36 protein-coding genes are annotated in these 20451 nt (G+C 43.8%); 27 read left to right on the top strand and 9 right to left on the bottom strand.

From position 1 onward, the window contains the following. The first annotated feature begins 21 nt into the window (after positions 1 to 21). The 9 genes from E5331_RS00890 (at position 22) to E5331_RS00850 (ending at position 5792) form a co-directional block, all read left to right on the top strand. Positions 22 to 696, top strand: coding sequence for a hypothetical protein (locus E5331_RS00890; RefSeq protein WP_135985040.1), 675 nt, complete (start codon positions 22 to 24; stop codon positions 694 to 696). Beyond that, positions 693 to 1991, top strand: a complete 1299-nt coding sequence (locus tag E5331_RS00885) for a PBSX family phage terminase large subunit (RefSeq protein ID WP_135985038.1) — start codon at positions 693 to 695, stop codon at positions 1989 to 1991. The genes E5331_RS00890 and E5331_RS00885 overlap by 4 nt, the downstream gene beginning before the upstream one ends. 11 nt (positions 1992 to 2002) lie before the next feature. Further along, on the top strand, positions 2003 to 3460 hold the full coding sequence (locus tag E5331_RS00880; RefSeq protein WP_135985036.1) for a phage portal protein: 1458 nt from the start codon (positions 2003 to 2005) through the stop codon (positions 3458 to 3460). A 212-nt stretch (positions 3461 to 3672) separates the two neighbouring features. Then, positions 3673 to 3876, top strand: a complete 204-nt coding sequence (locus E5331_RS00875; RefSeq protein WP_135985034.1) for a hypothetical protein — start codon at positions 3673 to 3675, stop codon at positions 3874 to 3876. Between the two features lie 11 nt (positions 3877 to 3887). Then, the gene (locus E5331_RS00870; protein ID WP_135985032.1) at positions 3888 to 4169 is read left to right on the top strand and encodes a hypothetical protein; all 282 of its coding nucleotides are present in this window, start codon (positions 3888 to 3890) and stop codon (positions 4167 to 4169) included. A gap of 11 nt (positions 4170 to 4180) precedes the next feature. Beyond that, positions 4181 to 4858, top strand: coding sequence for a hypothetical protein (locus E5331_RS00865; RefSeq protein WP_135985030.1), 678 nt, complete (start codon positions 4181 to 4183; stop codon positions 4856 to 4858). Beyond that, positions 4851 to 5108: a hypothetical protein gene (locus E5331_RS00860; RefSeq protein ID WP_135985028.1), complete on the top strand. Its 258-nt coding sequence runs from the start codon at positions 4851 to 4853 to the stop codon at positions 5106 to 5108. Before E5331_RS00865 ends, E5331_RS00860 begins: the two co-directional genes overlap by 8 nt. Next, entirely contained in the window at positions 5098 to 5460 is a 363-nt protein-coding gene (locus E5331_RS00855) for a hypothetical protein (RefSeq protein ID WP_135985027.1), read from the top strand. The genes E5331_RS00860 and E5331_RS00855 overlap by 11 nt, the downstream gene beginning before the upstream one ends. Before the next feature lie 2 nt (positions 5461 to 5462). After that, on the top strand, positions 5463 to 5792 hold the full coding sequence (locus E5331_RS00850) for a hypothetical protein (protein ID WP_123482534.1): 330 nt from the start codon (positions 5463 to 5465) through the stop codon (positions 5790 to 5792). Between the two features lie 459 nt (positions 5793 to 6251). Here the strand turns inward: E5331_RS00850 and E5331_RS00845 are convergent, their stop codons facing one another. The 7 genes from E5331_RS00845 to E5331_RS00815 are packed head-to-tail and all read right to left on the bottom strand — an operon-like array spanning position 6252 to position 8660. Then, positions 6252 to 6869 (bottom strand): Rha family transcriptional regulator, encoded by a 618-nt coding sequence (locus tag E5331_RS00845; protein ID WP_135985025.1) that lies wholly within the window; start codon positions 6867 to 6869, stop codon positions 6252 to 6254. Between the two features lie 11 nt (positions 6870 to 6880). Next, positions 6881 to 7054, bottom strand: a complete 174-nt coding sequence (locus E5331_RS00840) for a glyoxalase (protein ID WP_135985023.1) — start codon at positions 7052 to 7054, stop codon at positions 6881 to 6883. A 57-nt stretch (positions 7055 to 7111) separates the two neighbouring features. Next, positions 7112 to 7375: a hypothetical protein gene (locus E5331_RS00835; protein WP_136013197.1), complete on the bottom strand. Its 264-nt coding sequence runs from the start codon at positions 7373 to 7375 to the stop codon at positions 7112 to 7114. A gap of 38 nt (positions 7376 to 7413) precedes the next feature. Then, on the bottom strand, positions 7414 to 7752 hold the full coding sequence (locus E5331_RS00830) for a hypothetical protein (protein ID WP_123482529.1): 339 nt from the start codon (positions 7750 to 7752) through the stop codon (positions 7414 to 7416). A gap of 1 nt (position 7753) precedes the next feature. Next, a complete protein-coding gene (locus E5331_RS00825) occupies positions 7754 to 8083 on the bottom strand; it encodes an SH3 beta-barrel fold-containing protein (protein ID WP_123482528.1) in 330 nt (109 codons plus the stop codon). 11 nt (positions 8084 to 8094) lie between these two features. Then, complete coding sequence (locus E5331_RS00820; RefSeq protein ID WP_135985019.1) at positions 8095 to 8382, bottom strand: hypothetical protein; 288 nt, start codon at positions 8380 to 8382, stop codon at positions 8095 to 8097. Between the two features lie 11 nt (positions 8383 to 8393). Continuing rightward, on the bottom strand, positions 8394 to 8660 hold the full coding sequence (locus E5331_RS00815; protein WP_123482526.1) for a hypothetical protein: 267 nt from the start codon (positions 8658 to 8660) through the stop codon (positions 8394 to 8396). A 220-nt stretch (positions 8661 to 8880) separates the two neighbouring features. Here E5331_RS00815 and E5331_RS00810 point away from each other — a divergent pair, with 220 nt between their 5' ends. Both E5331_RS00810 and E5331_RS00805 read left to right on the top strand, forming a co-directional pair. Beyond that, positions 8881 to 9384 (top strand): helix-turn-helix domain-containing protein, encoded by a 504-nt coding sequence (locus E5331_RS00810; protein WP_135985017.1) that lies wholly within the window; start codon positions 8881 to 8883, stop codon positions 9382 to 9384. 23 nt (positions 9385 to 9407) lie between these two features. Next, a complete protein-coding gene (locus E5331_RS00805; RefSeq protein ID WP_123482524.1) occupies positions 9408 to 10016 on the top strand; it encodes a hypothetical protein in 609 nt (202 codons plus the stop codon). Positions 10017 to 10154: 138 nt separating this feature from the next. Here the strand turns inward: E5331_RS00805 and E5331_RS00800 are convergent, their stop codons facing one another. Beyond that, a complete protein-coding gene (locus E5331_RS00800; protein ID WP_135985015.1) occupies positions 10155 to 11426 on the bottom strand; it encodes a methionyl-tRNA formyltransferase in 1272 nt (423 codons plus the stop codon). Continuing rightward, complete coding sequence (locus E5331_RS00795) at positions 11423 to 11692, bottom strand: helix-turn-helix domain-containing protein (RefSeq protein WP_168355099.1); 270 nt, start codon at positions 11690 to 11692, stop codon at positions 11423 to 11425. Before E5331_RS00795 ends, E5331_RS00800 begins: the two co-directional genes overlap by 4 nt. A 188-nt stretch (positions 11693 to 11880) precedes the next feature. Here E5331_RS00795 and E5331_RS00790 point away from each other — a divergent pair, with 188 nt between their 5' ends. From E5331_RS00790 to E5331_RS00725, 16 genes are all read left to right on the top strand, one after another. After that, positions 11881 to 12204 carry a hypothetical protein gene (locus E5331_RS00790; RefSeq protein ID WP_123482521.1) on the top strand — a complete coding sequence of 108 codons (324 nt, stop codon included), beginning with the start codon at positions 11881 to 11883 and terminating at the stop codon, positions 12202 to 12204. Then, positions 12195 to 12701, top strand: coding sequence for a hypothetical protein (locus tag E5331_RS00785; protein WP_123482520.1), 507 nt, complete (start codon positions 12195 to 12197; stop codon positions 12699 to 12701). The genes E5331_RS00790 and E5331_RS00785 overlap by 10 nt, the downstream gene beginning before the upstream one ends. Further along, a complete protein-coding gene (locus E5331_RS00780; protein ID WP_123482519.1) occupies positions 12698 to 12913 on the top strand; it encodes a hypothetical protein in 216 nt (71 codons plus the stop codon). Before E5331_RS00785 ends, E5331_RS00780 begins: the two co-directional genes overlap by 4 nt. 6 nt (positions 12914 to 12919) lie before the next feature. Further along, entirely contained in the window at positions 12920 to 13702 is a 783-nt protein-coding gene (locus E5331_RS00775; protein WP_135985011.1) for a radical SAM protein, read from the top strand. 211 nt (positions 13703 to 13913) lie between these two features. Further along, a complete protein-coding gene (locus E5331_RS00770) occupies positions 13914 to 14240 on the top strand; it encodes a hypothetical protein (RefSeq protein ID WP_135985009.1) in 327 nt (108 codons plus the stop codon). Positions 14241 to 14248: 8 nt separating this feature from the next. Then, on the top strand, positions 14249 to 14380 hold the full coding sequence (locus E5331_RS20565) for a hypothetical protein (RefSeq protein ID WP_275441019.1): 132 nt from the start codon (positions 14249 to 14251) through the stop codon (positions 14378 to 14380). A gap of 1 nt (position 14381) precedes the next feature. After that, on the top strand, positions 14382 to 14654 hold the full coding sequence (locus E5331_RS00765; RefSeq protein ID WP_135985007.1) for a hypothetical protein: 273 nt from the start codon (positions 14382 to 14384) through the stop codon (positions 14652 to 14654). Positions 14655 to 14656: 2 nt separating this feature from the next. Continuing rightward, positions 14657 to 15127, top strand: coding sequence for a hypothetical protein (locus E5331_RS00760; RefSeq protein ID WP_135985005.1), 471 nt, complete (start codon positions 14657 to 14659; stop codon positions 15125 to 15127). Then, positions 15127 to 16233, top strand: a complete 1107-nt coding sequence (locus E5331_RS00755; RefSeq protein WP_135985003.1) for a hypothetical protein — start codon at positions 15127 to 15129, stop codon at positions 16231 to 16233. Before E5331_RS00760 ends, E5331_RS00755 begins: the two co-directional genes overlap by 1 nt. 1 nt (position 16234) lies before the next feature. Then, positions 16235 to 17020 (top strand): radical SAM protein, encoded by a 786-nt coding sequence (locus E5331_RS00750; protein ID WP_135985001.1) that lies wholly within the window; start codon positions 16235 to 16237, stop codon positions 17018 to 17020. A 12-nt stretch (positions 17021 to 17032) separates the two neighbouring features. Continuing rightward, a complete protein-coding gene (locus E5331_RS00745; protein WP_135984999.1) occupies positions 17033 to 17545 on the top strand; it encodes a deoxycytidylate deaminase in 513 nt (170 codons plus the stop codon). A 39-nt stretch (positions 17546 to 17584) separates the two neighbouring features. Next, positions 17585 to 18730 (top strand): DNA polymerase III subunit beta, encoded by a 1146-nt coding sequence (dnaN, locus tag E5331_RS00740; protein WP_135984997.1) that lies wholly within the window; start codon positions 17585 to 17587, stop codon positions 18728 to 18730. Between the two features lie 6 nt (positions 18731 to 18736). Beyond that, positions 18737 to 19192 (top strand): YopX family protein, encoded by a 456-nt coding sequence (locus E5331_RS00735; RefSeq protein WP_135984996.1) that lies wholly within the window; start codon positions 18737 to 18739, stop codon positions 19190 to 19192. A gap of 18 nt (positions 19193 to 19210) precedes the next feature. Then, positions 19211 to 19912: a Thoeris anti-defense Tad2 family protein gene (locus tag E5331_RS00730; protein ID WP_135984994.1), complete on the top strand. Its 702-nt coding sequence runs from the start codon at positions 19211 to 19213 to the stop codon at positions 19910 to 19912. Positions 19913 to 20011: 99 nt separating this feature from the next. Further along, positions 20012 to 20152, top strand: a complete 141-nt coding sequence (locus E5331_RS20175) for a hypothetical protein (protein ID WP_168355098.1) — start codon at positions 20012 to 20014, stop codon at positions 20150 to 20152. Between the two features lie 2 nt (positions 20153 to 20154). Next, on the top strand, positions 20155 to 20442 hold the full coding sequence (locus E5331_RS00725; RefSeq protein WP_135984992.1) for a hypothetical protein: 288 nt from the start codon (positions 20155 to 20157) through the stop codon (positions 20440 to 20442). Positions 20443 to 20451 lie beyond the last annotated feature (9 nt).

Here is a 20451-nt window from a genome sequence, read left to right as displayed (position 1 = left end):
CTCATTTTCATCATTACGACAATGCCGAAGAAGCGAATTAGCAACGATGTGACACGCAAGAAAGTATCCATATCCGATATTAACCTTGAGGATACGGAATTGCTTTCTCGCATCGAGCAGTTGGCTTATGATGGATTCTATGACACCGAAATAGCCGATAAACTCAATATCAGTCGCTGGCAGTTTGATGAAGCAAAAAGGCGTAGCAAAAAAATTTCAAGCACATTGGAGTCTGCCCGTGCGCGTGCGCGTGAGCAGGGCGCAGATATGCCGTCACCGGCTTTGTTTGCGGAAGTCTGGGCAGAATGTAAGGGGAAGCGGACAGCCCTTATGAAGAAATTCGGAATCGGCTGGACGAAATTGCAGTCATGGATTGCTCAAGAGCCGATGTTCGCGGACATAATGGCAGAACGTGACCTTGAATTTTTGGAACAGCTTGACTTAGCCGGTCGCATCCTTGCGCTGGGTGGGGTCAAAGGTAAGGATGAGTTTAAGGGATGGAATCGTTTCCCATCGGAATGGATGATGCGCTTCTACTTGAATACGACAGGAAGGAAGTATGGATATGGCGAGAATCCCATCGTCAAGGAAGAAGACACAGGCATCCCCACAGATATTGAGCAGGGAATCGATATTGAAAGCTGGATAAGAAAAGAAGTGGAACACAAACGTAAGAATGACGAGCCGGAATTATGATTATCAACCATGAGATATACTACCCACTCTATACAGACAAGGAACATTTCGTGATTCTTGTCACTGGGGGTCGTGGCTCAGGTAAATCTTTTGGAATCGGTGATTTCATACAACGCCTTTCATTTGAATTGAAGCGCAGGGGTTTTTCCAAATCGGATGCAGATAAGATTGTGCATAAGATTCTTTATACCCGATACACGATGACCAGTGCGAATATTTCCGTAATCCCTGAGTTTCTTGAAAAGATAGAGCTTGACGGCACAACGAGATATTTCCACACAACAAAGACGGACATCGTGAATAAGATGACCGGCAGCCGTATCATGTTCCGTGGTATCAAGACATCATCCGGTAATCAGACCGCCAAATTGAAATCAATTCACGGAATCACCACATTTGTATGCGATGAGGCGGAAGAATGGACTTCTGACCGCGAATTTGAAACAATCGCCTTTTCCATACGTCAGCCCGGTATTCAGAATCGGATTATCATCATCATGAATCCGACTGACAGCAATCACTTCATCTATCAGAAATACATCAAGGACACCCACAAGATAGTTTACTATGATGGTGTGCCGGTCCAGATTTCCACGCATCCGCAAGTGCTTCACATCCATACGACCTATCTTGACAATATAAAAAACCTTTCGGAAGAGTTCATCAAGCAAGCGCAGGAGATGAAGAAGCGCAATCCGGAACGATACGCCCACATCTTCATGGGTCAATGGGCAGATGTCGCTGAGGGTGCGGTCTTCAAGAAATGGGGCATAGTCAACGAGTTTCCGAAAAACTGCAAGAACGTGGCGCGTGGTCTTGACTTCGGTTATTCCAATGATGTGAGCGCGTGTGTGAAGTGCGGTATCCTGAATAATGACCTTTACATCGACGAGCAATTCTACAAGACCGGGATGCTGTCTTCCGAACTGATAAAGGCATTAAACGAAGATGATTCATTCGTATTCGCAGACAGCGCAGACCCGCGACTGATTGATGAAATCGCACTGGGTGGTGTCATCATCTACCCGGTGGCGAAACCGGCTGGAAGCATCATCGCTGGCATTGAAAAGATGAAATCCTTTGACAACATCTATGTCACGAGGCGGTCGCTGAACGTACAGGAAGAATTGCGGAACTATGTATGGGATAAAGACAAGGACGGCAATTTCATAAACGTTCCGATAGATGCCTTTAACCATAGCATCGACGCGACAAGATACTACATCCTCGGTCGCATCTTGGGCAAGATAATCAAGCCGAAGAAAGTAAAGAAATCAGATTTAGGAATATATTAACATCACCAGATATGAATAACTATTTACAGCAGATTCTTACATACTTCCGCAACCTCACACTGAACTCATTCGGTGTGAACAGAAGCCTATATCAGCTTTTGCAGGATAAGGACATCAGCCGTGCGCTTGAGATGCTCCAGAACCGCGATGATGAAGTCGATGAAGCCATCAAGGAATACAATCCGCAGACCCACGATGTGATGAAGCGGCCCAACAAGTACAGAAAAGGCGATGACCCTTATATCACGGAGAAACTTCCGCGAACCCGTGCGCGATACATCAATGAGATAGAGCTTTTCTTTCTTCTTGGCAATCCTATCCTTTGGAAGAAAGAAGAGGGTGATGACGAAGCGTATAAGCTCTTCACCGACTTTCTGGATGAGCAGTATTTCAACTCCCGTATCAGAAAGGCTAAACGCCTTGCCGGTGCGGAAACTGAATCCGCACTTATATGCCACATCTACCGTGATGACCGTACTGGCGAGCGCAAGGTGAAGATGAATGTCTTGGCACGTTCCACCGGATACAGACTGCGCCCCTTGTTTGACACAATAGGCAATATGACCGTTTGTGCATACGGATACACTACCAACGAGGGCAATCGCACCATCCAGCATTGGGATTTTCAGACTGCCGACATTCTCGCTTTCTGCAAGAAAGGCAGAATGGGATGGGAGGTCGAAATCTTTCCAAATCCCACCGGCAAAATCAATATGGTCTATTTTCAGCAGCCTAAAGCATGGGACGGTGCGGAACAGCGCATCAACCGCGAGGAGATGCTTGACAGTAAGACCGGCGACACCAACAACTACTTCTCCGACCCAATCGCAGCAGCGACCGCCGATGTCGTTCAGACGATGGTTGACCCCAACAAGCCGGGCAAGCTGATTCAGTTGACCGGTGAAAAATCCAAATTTGAATACATCAATCCCCCGATGGCTTCCGAAACACGCGATGCCGAGAAGAATGACCTGCATAAGAGCATCCTCTTTGACACATTCACGCCTGACTTCGATACTGAGGCGATGAAAGGTTTCGGCACACTTTCCGGTGTCGCAATCCGCAATGCTTTCATTCTTGGATTCATCAAGCGCGACAACCGCAAAGAGGTGTATGAGGAGCTTATCGGACGATTCCGCAATATCGTAATCGCCATACTCGCCTATCTCTATCCTGACAAGCGGGCCGCTCTTGAGTCTCTCAAGATAAAATTTGAATTTGCGGAACCATTCGCTGATGACAAACAGGCAAAATGGCAATCCATCGCAAGTCTGTATCAGGCTGGTCTTGTTTCGTTGGAAACTGCCGTCACCATGCTATCCCTTACCGATGCTCCGGAGCAGGAGGTGGAACGCCTGTTGGCTGCGGCTGCCCTGAAAGAACAGCAGAAGAAATCCGATTCCGACAATGAAGAAAAGAATCCGTCTGAGCCGGTTGTCAACATTCCGAAAAAGCCTATAAGCGCATAGCCTATTCTTGAGTTTCATATCTGGACGCGCCACGCCTGAGTAATTTGGGTGTGGCGCGTTTTTTGTCTATCATCAGTATATCAGCAAATTAAACAATATGGTTTTATTAACAAATGTTAAAAATAACTATATGGTTTAATTTTATGGTCAAATAATTTGCATAATTAAATAAAATGTTATAACTTTGCATCGTAATCAATAACCAATACGATATGAAGACAATAAGCAACCCATACAAGATAGAAGTCGTAAGCGACTCAGGTATGACCTACTATCAGGTAGTGCGCAAGCGTGACGAGGCTATACTTTATGCTAATAGCCTTATTGATAACATAGCCTCTTTCATTCTTGAAGAGGGTATTGATAAGATGGGCTTTGATTCAGTGCCTGAGTTTGCAAATAATCACGTTTTCTAAATCCTGTTATCATGGCATCAACACATTTCATCATATATCAGAAGACACCGGCTGACGCTGGCATCGTGTTAGACGGCTTCAAATGCGCCTACAAAGGCACTAAAGAAGAAATGGCTAAGATTTATCGCACTTGCTATGACAAAGCGAAAAGTCTTATCAAAATGGGCGAAGCCACCGACCTGAAAGAACGAATGGACGAGGACGGAACGATATGGTTTAAGTTTACCCATAATGGTATCGTGATGAAAACTTTCTTATGTAACCGTGAACGTGCAGCGTGGCTGCTTGTATAAAAATCCCCACTATGACACCAAAAGAAAAGATATACGCCAAAATCATCGACGTAAAGAACGAAGAGCGAGTTATTCTTGGGTTAACACCTACCGACAAACAACGTGACCTTGCAAATGGATTTGCCCGGAATCACACGATAAAAGAGCTTGAGGAGGGCTTGGCTCACGCACAGCAGAGCCTCGCTGCCACAAAGAAGAAAGCCGCGATTGAAGCCTACTTCAAGTCACCGGCAGGGATAGAACTGAAAAGACGGCTTGAAAAGAAGATAGATGATGCAAAGGGAATGTTGCTGAAAGCTCAGACTGACACGGCAATAGATTTGCGCGACTTCACAATGCGCCATCTTGGTCATCGGTGGATAATCAGAAATTTCAATCAGAGCAGCCTGACCTTAGATTTCAACGGCAACGACGGAAAACCTATTTTCGGTATGGACATCCATGTGTACTATGGCACTGACTTATGCGACCCGGATGAGTTTTCAATGAACTATTCAAGCGGATGTTTTGATATGAAGACCATAAGTGAACGCCATGATTATCTATCCGGTCTTTGCACTCTGACTAAACAAGATGTTGTCACTGAATTTAAGAAGATGCTCAAGGCATATTCAAGATTCTGCAACGAATACCATACGGAGATTGACAATCTTAGAAACCAACTTCAAAACCCTCCCATCAATGGATAAGACAGCCCAAAAGAAAGAACCCCTGATGTGCTACTTTCATTTCATGTTCAATGAGTGGAATGAGTCTAAAGCAAAGAAAGTCTTCGCCAACGCTTCATGCGGATGGCAATACCTATGGCAGAAATGGTGCAGTTATTGCGACCGATACGGGCTTTATGCCGCTATCACGATGTACTACACCGATGGTCTTGACAAGAACCTGCAAAAGATGTTGGCTGATGCCGCAAACGAACACTACAATGGAAAATAACGGATTACCTCAGATAGATTATAATCAGTTTTGCGCTGATACGCGCATCACCATTCTGGATATGATGCCTGAACTGGTGGCATACTCAATCCTATGGCACAATATGGAATATGGGAACGACCCCGTTACTCAAGCCGAAACATCACGCGCCCATGTGCTTGGTCTGCCTTTCGCGCTAAAGATACGCGACCGGCTACGCGCAGAAGGACGGTGGCCGGAAGATAAGAATCTTGAATATAGCGGAATCTTGACATCAATCCTGATGGTCAAGGCTGCATCCCTTACGCCAGACAAGCTCCAGAAGTTGCGTGAGGTGCTGACCCATGAAGTATTTATGGCTAACATCTTCTGACAATGTTTGACGAAAGACAACCCATCACAACGCTTGCAGGGGTGAAAGCCTTTGCAAGCTATCTTTTCTTCGACCTTGAGACAGCCTTTCATCCTGATGATGACTTTGCGGAATATGTCAGGGGCAATGATAACCGGTCATCCTTTTCTCCTGTAAGGACAGAAAGGCTGAATCAAAGGATGTCGGAATGTCACGATATATGCAGGTCTGCCGGTGTCGATATATGCGAGCAGATGGGCATCGCGGTTGACTACTTTGGGATGATAGCGAATGGGGCGAGTCCTGATGAAGCGAGAAAAACGCTATATATCGTTTTTGACGGCACACAATAGGGTCAGGTGGTCAGTTATACCATTTCAATGAAAGAACGCGAAATTTGGCATGTCTGACGCTTAAACAGGGGCATTGCTGAATATCGCCACGAATGACAAGAAGACTGTTGGATGATGGATGATTGAATTTTCGTCCGGCTGTCAATGCGTGAAGACGAATCGCGGAAAAAACGCAAATCGGACTTTTTTGTATGTTTTTTTCAGATAGAGTATTTCTTTCATTCTCTCATTCTTTTTATTCTTATTATTATTGTTTGTGGCGGTTTGACCTCCTATTGGATGGCGGTTTGGGGTGCGGTCTGATGGCGGTTTGTTGGTTGTAATTTTGTCAAGACCGCATATAATATCCAAGCAAACAATAAATTGTGTTGGCGTTTTGCTGGTTGTAACAAAAAAATCCACTGGGCACAGTTTTTGGCTCAGTGGATTCTTATGCGTATGCAGATGGGTCTGCAAAGGTTAGGGTTGACGGCTTCCGAGGATGAAAGCGCATTTGTCACCGAACTTCCGCGTCACGATGTATCCTCCCCGCTCAAGACGTTCCCATGCCGGCTGCACGTCTTCAACATCGATTCCGAGTGCTTTTGAAATCATGGTGTTGGTGACGCAGAAAGGCGTGTCTATGGATGACTTGATGCCATTCCGCAGAAATGAATATATCGCCACATCATAGGCGGTTAGCGTGACACCCCTTTCCGGCAGTATCTTTCCGCTTGCAAGGTCTTCGCGCATCTCGCCGGCAAGTCTTTCGGTTTCCGCGAATATGTCGGCCATCGTTTCCGGACGTTGGATGCTTTCAAGTTCTTTCCATCTTCGGATAAGGATTGCCCGCTGTCGGTCATCATACTTTGATGTGACGAATAGCGTTTGTTCAAATGTCAGTTCATAACATGGTCTTTGCTTCCCTTGCGAATCTGTGTATGAGGTGAGGGCAAAATTTCCCTCACCTACTTCAATCCAGACTTTCTCCATCTTACGGATGACCTTTAACAAATCGGCATGGCGAATATCAAGAAACTGAGCTATCTCAAGACTGGTTCTTGTTGGTTGCCTGTAAATCGTTGGTACTACTTCCATAATCCTTGATATTAGTCAAATTCAAATTCATCATCATAAAGGTCAATGGTGGCCCCGCTGCTGAACTGGATGACGAACCGGTATCCGTTTCTACCGATGATGGTGCCGCGATGGTATCCGCGCCACGGCTCTTTCAATTCTACTTGCTTTCCGTATTCAGGGAAATTTGTATCTTCTTCGTACATTGCTGATGGGTGTTATGGGCGACCCGGATTGCAGAGCCGCCCGGTTAGACATTGTAATTATGCGGTCACTGATGATTCAATCAGTTCCGTGTCGATATAGGCGTTATCAACGTTGATTTCATTACCCTCATCGTCAAGAGTCCAGACACGCGATGTCAGGATTTCAAGATGTGGCTTGTTGATGCCGCCCACCGATGCGACCATATCATTTCCGATTTCCACGCTTACACAGAAATAGCCGGTCACTACCGGGGTGATTGCAGCCACCACTGCCGCCAGTGCGAGGGATGCTGCCTTTGAATTGAAACTTGTTACTTGCATTTTCATTCGCTTTATTGGTTGATTACATAAAAGTCTTTTCAGATAAACCATCCTCCCCAACTGAGCATATCTTCCGTTTCCTGAATATCCTTTGCCTCCTGCCATGCTTCGCGTATGCGGTATGATGCCTCCTTTTCAATGCGGTATTTATCCGGCTTGCCATAAGGGATTTCTTCATCATCTGCATTATAGTGATAGACGTTACATTCATTGATAGAAACGTCACCATCCTCATCATCAATCCATCCACTGACTTCACATGACAGGGCGTTTCCGTCTTCATCATCATATTCAACAGAAGTAAAGAATCTGCCCGGCTCACATTCATAGACGGCATTGATAATAGCATCTTCAAGGTCTTTCAGGTTGGGTATCATGTCAAGCCATTTTATAGAGGTTGCATTTCTTGAAAGAACGATACTCCTGCTTCTCGGTATCATAGTACACTTGCACTGTGTCTGCCGGTCTGCGACCGCTCCCCTGCGTTTCAGGGAGGCGGTGTGGGTCAAGTGTGCCGAAAGCCTGTCTGAGCGTTCCGTCAACTTTCATAAAGAAGAATTGTACGATGCCGGTGCGCATAGCTTTTGTAACTTTGGCGTTGAGCCATGCCACCTTGAGGGCTTCTGCCATTGTGAAGCCGTTGCGTTTTACGAACATCCATGCCATTCTCATAATGTTGGCGAGGGTTGATTTTCTTTCGTTGCTCATAGCCGTATCTTTTAGAAGTCACACATTACGTTGTATTCTTTGCAGAGCTGCTTGTAAACTCTTTCAGTCACATAGTAGATGTTGCCTATCCACTTGCTACGCTTCACGCCACGTCCTGAAAGTTTGATGCTTGATTTCTGCACCCTGATTTCATAGTGGCTATCAATAGCCGTTACAAGTATGTCTGCCTTTGCCTTTTCATCATCAAGTGTTGTGCGCTTGTATTCGCCACGCTTGATGAAATTGTCGTTAGGTACAAAGTAACCTGTTGCTGTGCCATATTCGTTTGTAGTAGTCATATCTTATCGTTTTAGAAGAGTTTTACAATTACATTACCATTCTCAGCGTTGACAGAACCATCGTTGATTAAACCGCGATTCTTGGCGATTGCGATGTTAAGACCAGCCTCAGAGCAAACATCCATTGAATTTGTGAAAGGGGGCAGTTGAAAAGTAATGATTGCACCTGCCACGCCTCTCTGCCAGTTGTCGATGACGCTTGCGCGAAAAACATTCTCAAGGCGTTCAACCATGTTGGCTGATGCTTTCTTGAAGTCTATCTTATTTGTCTTTCTCATATCGTTGGTCTTTTGTTGTCGTTTAACTTTGATGATGCAAAGTTATAGAATAAAATCTATATATGCAAATAAAATATAGCCTAAACACTATTATTTAACAATTATTAACAATAGGCTAAAATCTATAAATAATAAAAATAATAGCGTTTAGTCTAATTTAATTTTGTAGATTAAATTTTTTTGTTTAATTTTGCACCATTAAAAATATAGATTAAAGGCTATGGATATAAAGCAAAGAATAAAAGAGGCAGGGATGACCGTCAGTGAAGTGGCGGCTCGGATGCCACGACCGGATGGAGGTGTGGGAATTGCACAGGCTTCATTATCTGCTATAATTAATGGCAATCCGACTATAAATAAATTGAAAGACATTGCCGATATTCTTGGTATATCGCTTTCGGAACTTGTTAAGGATGAATCTTCGTTAACTCAAAGGATTCACTGCCCTTATTGTGGAAAATCAATTCGTATAACATTGACAGCAGAAAAAGAAGAGCATCGGCATACACCGATAAGGAAAACTGTTGACTTACGTCTGAATACTGATGATGGTACAAAATATAGATATAAGCATCCCCATTCAAGAGAAGAAAGAATGGCTATTCTGGAACTTCAAACCTTACCGGGTGAGGATGGCATGGTTAGTGTCCTTAATACAAATCCCATTGATTCGGATGGAAACGAAGTATTTGATATAGAATATGACCGTTTGATGCCAATATAATTTTATCACAAAAATATAATAATATGAGAATATTTTCATTATTTATCGCATTTATGTTGACTTTCAACATATTCGCGGAAGAAGTCTTAATAGGGGGTTATCACGATAACAATGGCGATGGCGAACATAATGTTATTGCTCGGCTTAAAGAAAATGGAAGTAAGATTGATTGTATCTATATTTTTGTTGCTTCAACAATGGGCAACGGATACTATCGTATAGACAGCAATAAAATTCCGGAATTTGTGACTGCATTGAGTGAAGTAAAAACAAAATTTGAGGAATGGTCAACACAAGCAATAGACAATGGCATAGAAAAATTTACGAAACAAATCAGTGTTAACTTTCCAAAGGTGGTAGTTTATCTATCTGGAAAATCCAATTTCAATTTTTCGCAAAAGCTCAATGCTCTTTTTCAAGTTGACAATGGGATTCCTTGTGTTTGGATATACGCTTCAACATCAACTAATTTTTCCAAATATAATAACAAGAAGGAAGTTTTCTCAATGCTTTTTGAGAATCCATCTGACATAGATGGACTGATTTCTATTCTACGAGATGAAGAAACAATTTTGCAGTTAGCCCATAAAAATCTTCAAATCGAAAGGAAATTCGATGACCTCTTTCAATAGTTTTCAAGAATCCCTATAAACAATTTGCGCATCAGTCATCCGATTGGTGCGCTTTCTTTTTGTGCATACATGAAAGGCGACACGCATCAACGCGCATCGCCATCCGGCAGTAAAAAAAAGAAAAATTGTGTAGAAAGTCTATTTTTCAGAAGTAGTTTCGTCCTTATCATCAGGGGATATGTCGCAGAATCCTTTGCATACTCCACGGAAACCGTTATGATATTCTTTGGCAGTCATCCGCTTCTTGCCGGGCAACTGCAAAATATCGACGGAAAGAAGATTGTCCTGACAGGCTACCATCAGGCTGCCATCCTGCCAGAACCACTCCCCCGGAGCATGGTATCCGCGTGGGATGCCGGTCTTGCTTACCTTATGAATCTTTACATCGGTTGCGGAATCAGAATCAATCATCTTGAGTGAAGTCCATGCAGTCGATACAGACCCCGCTATTGCCGGTGTCTTGGGATAATACTGCCCGCCTATCACTGATGAATGTGCGCGGATGAAATTATGAACCCTATATGCGGAATCACACCACGGTATATAGGCATCCTTGCGGAATAGTTTGGGAGCATGGCTCGGCTGGATGAAATCACATATAAGGTCGCTCTGCGGAATCCCATTGCAAGAATGGGCAATCCTTTGGATAGCGTCATCCACCATCACAGCCCCATTGGTGCGAAGCTGGATGTGTATGTCTTCCGCGCTGTCATTATCGCCAATGTAGGTAGCGAGGTTATTGATGATGTTGCCTTTATCCAGTCCTGAATTGATTAAGAAAGTCGTGACACCGGTTATGCCTTTTCCGTCCTTGATTGCTGATGTGATGGTCGATGCGCCCCGGTACACAGGTAGAAGCGAAGAATGGAGATTGATGACTCCCCATTTTGGGATTTTGAATAAAGACTGCGGCAATATCCTGTATTCCACCACTACCCCGACAGTCGGATTCATATCGCGGATTGCTTGAAGAAAATCATCCGAGTCAAGATTCCGGGGCTGATAGACTATAATCCCCTGCGATTCCGCGTATGTCTTCACAGGCGACGGGGATACCTTGTTTCCGCGTCCGCATGGTTTGTCCTCCATAGTCACCACCGCTGCCACATCGTATCCCTGCTCAACGAGCTTCTTCAACGTAGGCAGCGCGAAAAGACCGTTTCCGAAAAACACAACCCTTATCCGCTTGCGGTCTGCTGGCTTTTCTTGGTCATATAAAGGATAGGCGGAGATGGAATCTTCATCGACAATGGAATATCCATCAGACTTCAACACCCTGACGAAATATGTACCATCGTCAGCCGGGCATAGGATTCTGCACTGAACGAAGAAATCATTATTAAAAGGCTCACCGGCACAATGACCCACCACGTTCACAAGCTGACCTACGCAATATCTTGGAACTTTCATATCGGTGAACCGGTCTGGATGTCGATACGTGCGCCGCACTGCGGACAGATGATGATAGCGGAATTTGGCTCAAGGTAATCTGTGAATAAAGAAGATACCGGCACTTCCAGCACTTTTGCAATTCGCTCAAGCGTGGATATGTTAGGATTGCCCTTTTCATTAACGATGTTGCCGAGTGTCTGAGGGGTGATTCCCATCTTTTCCGCGAGGCTTTTAAGGGTCATGCCCTTAGCAGCGACAATGTTCTTGATTCTGAATTTTGCCATAGTAAAAGTAAATACTGATTTGGGTAGTTTCTTAATTTTTTTGCAAAAATACTCTTCCATAGGTACTTATAACGAGTCTAAAGAGTGAAATATTGTTAAATACTGATTAAAACAATAGTAAATACTTGCTCAATAAATAATATTAGTGTATCTTTGCAGCGGTTTAGTTATAGACCTAATGAGAAAAGATGAACCAGACAATTTGTGACATAGAAGAAGACTGGGATGATTACGCCTACGACCATAATTATGACCTCTATGACAGTCTTGATTATGAAGATGACCCGCGTAACCTGACCGACAGACCATCGCGATTTGTCAAACGTCATATCCTGCCCGGTTTGCACCCTTTGATTGAGGAAATCCGTGCGAAGAATGGCAAGGCTAAGATGGGCGAACAATTACGATGCCCTATGTGTGGGCGGTGGTTTGTCAAAAAATCATACCAGCAGATATTCTGCACAAAGAGCTGCAAGATAAAATACCACAACAAAAGACAAGTATGGTACTGAACGAAGAGAAAATGGAACCGGCTACGCAGAACGTGGCACTTACCATCGACCAGATGAGGAGTCTGATGTCGCTCGGTATGAATTGCGATGATGCAAGTATGGTCTATCATCCCGTAAGTCAGCACTGCAATATTTTCAATTTGCGTGTGACAAATATCGAGGATAGGAAAGATTTCTGGGATAATCCTCGTAGAGTGGCTATTGTCGGTGAGGACTATTACAACCGGGTGTATGGGCGTGACGTGCCGGCATACACGGCTGATGACATCTTGAGGAAGATACCTAAAGAGATTGCCATCTGTGGAATCAAGCACCGATTATTCTTTACCACAAGGTCAGTTCAGGGCAATCCCGAATATCAGGCATCTTACAACTTTGCGAATGATGATGGTAAAATGGTATCGGCAATAAATAACATCTGGAAATCGGATTCTTTTCTTTTACTCCTATACGGAATCCTTGTATGGAGTATCACAAACAAACATTTGCCATTATGACAGTTAATGAAATCTTGACTTTGATTAGCAGGATTGCTTTCATTTGTTGCATTACCTGTTTCATCATTTACTATATCCTCGTTGCCCGTCAGATTCGCAGACGACATAAAGCAGAAGAGGAACGTGAGCGTGAATATGAAGCATTGAAAAACCTAAGTGGCGATGACTATTGGAAAGCATACGCCGCATATAAGAAGAAGTATCAAAAATAAACCAATATGAAAATCAAGAAGCAGAAATCATTTAAGAACGGCACGGTGTATTGCCTTGAACTTGCCGATGGGATGCTTGTGGAAACGACAGACACGTTTCTGCCATTCTACACAAAGGATGCAATCGGACGCAAACAGAATTTTCTTGATAACAACAATCTCGGCAGTCGTGCGGAACGCTGGATGATTGGCGTATCGACTATGAGCGGATGCCCAGTCAGATGTAAGTTCTGCGCGACCGGCAATATGAAGCGTTATCGTAATCTTACGGCAGATGAGATTATCGGTCAGGTGGAATTTGCCATTGAAAAAGCAGGGTTCAATCCGACTGATGCAAAGGAGTTCAAAATCAACTACACCCGAATGGGTGAGCCTTTCTTGAACATTGAAGCCGTAAAGGAGGCTATCAAGCGCATTACGGAAAAATATCCGAACACCCATCACTATGTTTCGACCATCGGCATTGTCGGCAGTGATTTCTCTTTCGTGAAAGACAATATTACGCTCCAGATAAGTCTTCATAGTTTTGATGACGAAAAACGGAACTGGCTAATCCCTTATCCCAAGAAGATGATGATAGAAGAATTAGGTCAGATTCGCACGGAAAGCAATCTCAAGACCACAATCAACCTTACGCTTGTGGATAAATCCGACTTCGACGCTGAAAAGTTGGCGAAATACTTTGATAAGGATTATTTCTTTGTCAAGCTATCGCCCATCAATCCCAATAGCATATCAGAGAAAAACAACCTCGGTAACGGCATTATTGAGGGCGTGAACATTGTATAACACTTAACACAACAGCCACATGGAAGCAATCAAGAAACAACTTGAAGCTATGGGTTACGATTATGCGGTAGCAATCGCAACCAAGTCAGAAATCGAAAACGGAGCAGCCTGCGGACAGCTCGCTATCATCACTGACTGACAATCATCTATCTTCTAACCCTGAGCCGGGGTGCGTAATCATCAATCCCCGGCTCCCTAAACAATCACTACAATGGAAAATGAAACCGTCGGCAAAATAGTCGTAATTGGCATAATGCTGTCTATCATCATCGCAATCGTATGGGGTATGTGGAGCTATCGTCACCATCACAACAAACTGCGCGAATACTTCGACAACATCAAGATTGGCGACCGATATTTCTTTACAGTTGAGCCCAGCCATCCCTTTGATTCATCCCAGAATCATTATGCAACAATCATCGACAAGACGATTGTGGATGGAAAGCATCTTTGGGTTCAGTATCGCTATGACGATGGTTCTATATCACAGGATGAATTGCATGAGTTCTTGACCGACCATAAGAAAATATCCAAATAAATCCGGCTATGGCAAAGATTACAATCACGATAAAGGATGACATCGGTCTATCTGAAAATGAGATTTTCGACAAGATTGAAGATTGCGTGGAATATGAGCTTGGGTCTGCAAATTACGAAATTGATGTAGATGTTGACTGATATGGAACTTACTCTTACTCCGCGACAAATCAAGATGATGAAACACGCCATCGGTCTTGATACATCCAATGGCAAGGTTCAGAAAAACAAGGGTGTCTTTGAGGCATACCGGAACTACTATTCAGCAAGCAAGCCTGTACCAGAATGGCAAAGGCTTGTGGCTGAAAAACTGGCAACTGCCACACCTGATTCTGATGGCGGTATAGTCTATCGCATGACTGATGAGGGTGCGAATGTCCTTTCAGAAATATTTGAAATCAAGATAACTCTTTGACTATGATATACGAAGAAATTATGTATGGCGTAAAATGCGACCGCTGCCATGAAATATATGAAAATAGCGATGGTTGCACCGTATCAAGCGATAAGTATGATATGGAGGAAGAAGCCTGTGAAAACGATTGGCAAGAAATAGATGGAAGACATTATTGTCCAGACTGCTACACAAGAGATGAAAATGATGAAGACAAGATTATTGTTAAACCTTTGATTCACTATTCATTCTTCAAGTTTCAGAGTTTGGTCAACCAACTGACCGGATGCCATCATCGTATGTCGCAAGATGATACACATTTTATTCTACGGAATAATTACTGCTACAAGCGTATGGATAATCCCCGGCTTGCAATCTTGCGCGAGATAATACCTGATTTCACATTGGAATATAAGGTGCCGGAAAAGCAATCAGGAAAGCCCTATGAACATGAGATAATCCGCATCCCAAAGGACTTCAAACACGCTATCTGATGACCAAAGAGATTCAAGACCGCACATGGGCAAGTTTGCCAAAAGAGGCAAGAGAGGAAATAAGACTGATTTTCCTTATGCCATCCAAATACGACTATCCCCAGAGCATACGCAGGTGCTTACTTGATATTTATGGGGATAATATCACATCTGACACCGAGCCGGAGGAGATGCTGATGGTTAAAAGGAGTTTTTTAATAACTCAGTATAAGGAAGCCAAAGAACGAGAAAAACAAGAAGTAGAGAATGGTGCTATTGAGATGGCTTCTCAGTATCTTGGTATGCAAAGAATTATGAATATCCTTTTCGGCGACAAGTGCCTGTTTGATAAAGAACAATCCTGTGTGTCTATATCAACCCCTACCCCAAAATATCATATAGGCAAAAAGATAGTTTGGCTCGGCAAGGAACGTACCATATCAGCAGTCTATCCCGACAACCCCATAATGTATGAGTTTGAGGGATGTACCGGGATGCTGACCGAAGACCAGATTGATTCTTGCAACAATCCCAATGCGGAACTTGAACACAGACTTGAACAAACATCTGTTCAAGTTGAGCCTAAGTATAAATTCTCTTTAGGGCAGAAAGTGATATTGCATTTTTATGGTGGAGAAACAGGAATAATATCAGAAAGACTGCCTCCGCAAGATGGCATTGTATGGAATTGCTATAAAGTGAAAGGATTGCCACATCATATCTGGCGAGAAAATGAACTTGACCCTTATGACAATCCTATTTTGACGTATCATGTCGGTCAGAGGGTAAGGGTCATCAAAGACACAAACCTCGCAATACTCCATAAGATAGGTACAATCGAAGAAGTGCCTGTTGACGCACATCACGATATGTATAAGGTAAGATTCGCAAATGGATATGCACATTTGGAAGCATCTAAACTTGAGCCATTTACCGAACCGACACCGAAGTTCAACGCCGGAGATAAAGTCAAGATTGTGGATAAAGCCATTGTCACCTTTGGCAATACTGCAACCATACAAGGCTATGCAGGCAAAGAAAGCGAGAATATGTATTGGGTTGATGATAAGATAGGATTGTATTCTGAATCCCAAATAGAGTCCTACACCGAAGAAAACAAAGAATAATATGCTCATTCAGATAACAAACCGATGCCAAGAGGGATGCCGACACTGCTTGCAGAACGCGCTCCCGGATGGGCCGCTTATGACGGAAACAACATTCAGGAAAGCCCTTGAATTTGGTCGATTCTTGAGATGTCCCCTTTATATCATTTCAGGCGGTGAGCCTACGGAACATCCGCAGTTCTTTGAGTTCTGCAAGATGTTTGATAGACTGTTGGGTAAAGAAGCCGCTTTTACAGTCACGTCTAATGGGATGTGGTATCCAGAACAAAAGGATATGGTGGAAAAGCTCTCCCGGCTTAAATCCTTTGTCGGTATGCAAGTCTATTCACACCCCAAATGGTATAAGGACTATGATTTCATCATGGCGCATAAGGCAGAAATAGAATCCATAGATAAGGTCAAAATCAGCAACGAAACAATCTATATGCAAGACCTCGGAAGAGCTTGCAATGATGAGGAGGCACAGGCAGAAGTGGCAAAGAATCCCTATTTTATGTCTTGCGTCAATGGTCATCTTCTCTTCAAACAAATGTCATCGTTGCACCGGATGAACGGGATGAAGCCTCAAGGAACATTCTGCAAGCCTATGGTGGATTATAAAGGCGATGTGCATCTTTCTGAATCCTGCCTATGCCCGTCATTCGGCAATGTAAATACTGATTTATTTATGACACTGTTCAATCAGCTTCGGAACGCCCAACCTTGCCTGAAATGTGCCGGTGGAAAACGATTCATCAAATCAACGCGCCCTGACATTATGATGGCAAAGGAACTTTTCGGACTCTAACAATCTATCATTATGACGAAGAAAGATAAAAGATACCTCCGTATGGCATTTATATGGGCAGAGAACAGTCATGCCATAAGGCTGCAAGTCGGATGCCTTATTGTCAAGGATGGGGTAATCATCTCTGATGGATATAACGGTACGCCAAGTGGATTCTCAAATATCTGTGAATATGCTGTAAAGCCATTTCATCCGGATATGGAAACTGAAAATAAGAATAAGTTACTATTTTTTCAGCGAAATGGTTGGAAACTCAAGACCTATCCTTATGTCCTTCACGCAGAAGCCAACGCAATCACAAAATTAGCGAAATCAAATAACTCTTCTCAGGGCGCGACCATCTATGTCACGGATGAGCCCTGCCTTGAATGTGCCAAACTGATTATTCAGGCTGGCATAGTGAGGGTAGTCTATTCACGTCCATATCGTCTGCACGATGGAATAGACCTACTTAAAAGAGCTGGTATCACCATAGACCATATTCCAAAAGATGAGCTTGAAACAGTTGACCCTTTCGACGACTGAATAAAGACTAAATTATGACAACACTTAACATTATCAAATATGAAATTTTCAATTAACAGTAAGATTCTATTAAGCCGTCTGGTTGCATCAGGCAAAGCCATCAACAACCGACCGACCATCTCAATCTTGGGATGTTTCCTGTTCTCGCTTGAGGAATCGGAAAGCGACATCAAGACACTCTCAATCACAGCATCAGATGTTGACAACACAGTCATATCCCGCGTAGAAGTATCTGCTGCGGAAGGCAGCGGAAAAGTCTGCATCGATGCAAAGCGAATCACAGAACTTCTCAAGTCCATGCCGGATTGCCCCATCAGTTTCAACATTGATGAAGAGTCCAAGACAGTGATAATCCGTCATCCGAAAGGTAAATATAACCTTTCAGGACTTTCCGCAAACGAGTATTCCTTGAATGACAAAGTTGACCCAAATACCATCGTGGGGTCTTTCTCACTCCCGGCATCACAGGTCATATCGGCATTTGATAAGGTGTCATTCGCTGTCGGAAATGATGAGATTCGTCCCCAGATGAAAGGCATATTATGGGATATAAAGCCGGATGCAATCACATTCGTAGCAACCGATACCCATGTGCTTGCCAAATATCGTAGCACTCAGACTGCTCCGGGCGTGGAAACAAGTTTCATCCTCCCCGGTCAAAGTCTGTCCTTGATTCGCGCCTTTATAGGGAAGCAAGCTCAGATTAACGTGACCGTCACAAATAAAATCGTAGTTTTTGAGGGTGCTGATTTCAAAGTCCTTTCCACTCTCCTTAACGGCAACTATCCAAACTACAATCGCGTGATTCCCCAAAACCAGCCGATAATCATCACCGTTGACCGCAACGATTTCGCAGATGCCATCAACCGCGTTTCCATCTTTGCCGACAATCAAAATTCCTTGCTTCGGTTCAAAATATCTACTGACCGGATGGATGCTATCGCGCAGGATTTATCCTACAATGTAGGTGGCGAAGAGTGCATTGCCTGTGAATATGTCGGCAACGATGCAGAAATCGGATTCAATTCATCTTACCTCAAGGGGATAATCAACGTCCTCAATACCCAGAAGATAGTAATCAAGATACTATCCCATGACAGACCCGGAGTCTTCATTCCGCAAGAAAATGACGAATATGGAGAGCTTACACTACTATGTATGCCAGTAACCATCAACGTAGCATAAAGGACTATGGCAAGAGTAATCAAGTTCCGTGGCAGGTCGATAGCGGATGATTCTTGGGTGTATGGCGATTTAGTCCAGACAGCGGAGAATAAGACTGCTATATGGCCGATTGATAGTAAATCCCAAATCGGCATAGTTGAAGTCTATCCTGAATCGGTGGGTCAATATACCAATCTCCTTGACCGCAACAAGCGTGAAATCTTTGAGGGTGATATAGTGCGCCAGACTTGGGAAACTACCATCGTGGATAATTATGACGATACTTGGGATGCTTCCGGCACACAGACAGGCCCGGTCGTAATCAGAACACAGGGCGTATGTATATCGCCTTGCCTGACGGAGAATCATACCAATGGCGATAAGACCATCACCAAGAACAAACGAATATCCGGCTATCGCTGCGAGGTCATCGGAAACAAGCACGATAATCCAAATTTTTTTGAAAACATCTGTAATGATTAATTTTTAACCAACAAGACAATGAAGAAGTACATCGGTACAAAGACCGTTCAGGCTACTCCTGCGGTCAGAAAGGGTGGCAAAGTTTATCTGCCCGGTGATGAAATCCCCAAAAGCCTTGAAACAGTTGAAGAGGGCTATAAGGTCATCTATCCAAACGGCTATGAAAGCTGGTGTCCGAAAGAAGAGTTTGAGAAGACCTATCATCTTGCGGAAACGGCTGTTGAAAGGATGCACCTTGAATACACAGAACTCGCAGAAAAGAATGGAAATCTCTATGCTTTCATTCGGAGCGAAAAATTCAACGAATGTAATACCGACACAAAGGCTCTCTTGCTGGCGCAGGATGTCGTAATGGCAGACTATATGAATCTGCTCGCCACCCGGACTACGCTTATGGAAACAGGGCAAGGCAGTATGGGTACGTTCTCTTTCGGTGTCGCAATCACACTGCTGGAGAAAGGCTTCGTTCTTAGGCGCGAGGGATGGAACGGCAAGGGTCTTATGGTCTTCAAGCAAGTGCCTACTGACATCCGTGCAGAAATCATCCCCGGTATGCAGTCAGTTCCGGATGAGGCAAAACGGCTTATCTTGGAATCTGCAAAGCACATCGACTACACATCACAGTGCCTTATCTACAACCGTCAGACCGGGCGAGCCGATAGTTGGGTCGCAAGCATCAGTGACATTTTCGCAAAGGACTGGGAACTTGTGACTGAATAAGGATATGCCTATCTGCCAAGTGTAGAAAAGGTTTCGGTGGCGTAGGTTCGCTTCCTTTTTCCTACGCCACCAGTTTTTCAAAAAAAAAGACAACACTATATGGATAAGAAAGCTTTTATAAAAGCCATAGAGAATATGCCTGACGATGCAGGAATCTTCATTGATGGCAACTTCTTCAATCTTGTGGAAGTAAACGATGTGAATTATGACCAAGACCAAAACATCATTGTAATCGGATAACTATGCCTCTATTCATCTGCGCCAAATGCGGCTGCATCGACAACACCGCGACTTCAAGTTACTGGAGTCTTGACTTAGGATGTGTTTCTGATGACCTTGAATATCATCCGACATTGGAATCGTACAAGCATAAGGCTCTATGTTCAGAATGTGGACGTGTTGAATTTGTCCGCAAGCCGGATGGTTCAACATCCCGAATGGTCGTTCCCGGTAAATGGCATGGCTTATTTCCAAAGAAACAGGCAACCGATGATGAGAAACGCAGGGCTAACAGAAATGGCAGATTCTAATTTATACCG

This window comes from Lepagella muris, from assembly GCF_004793975.1.
GTDB classification, from domain to species: domain Bacteria; phylum Bacteroidota; class Bacteroidia; order Bacteroidales; family Muribaculaceae; genus Lepagella; species Lepagella muris.
Note: the sequence above shows the minus strand (reverse complement) of the source record. Positions and strands in the feature narration are given on the sequence as shown.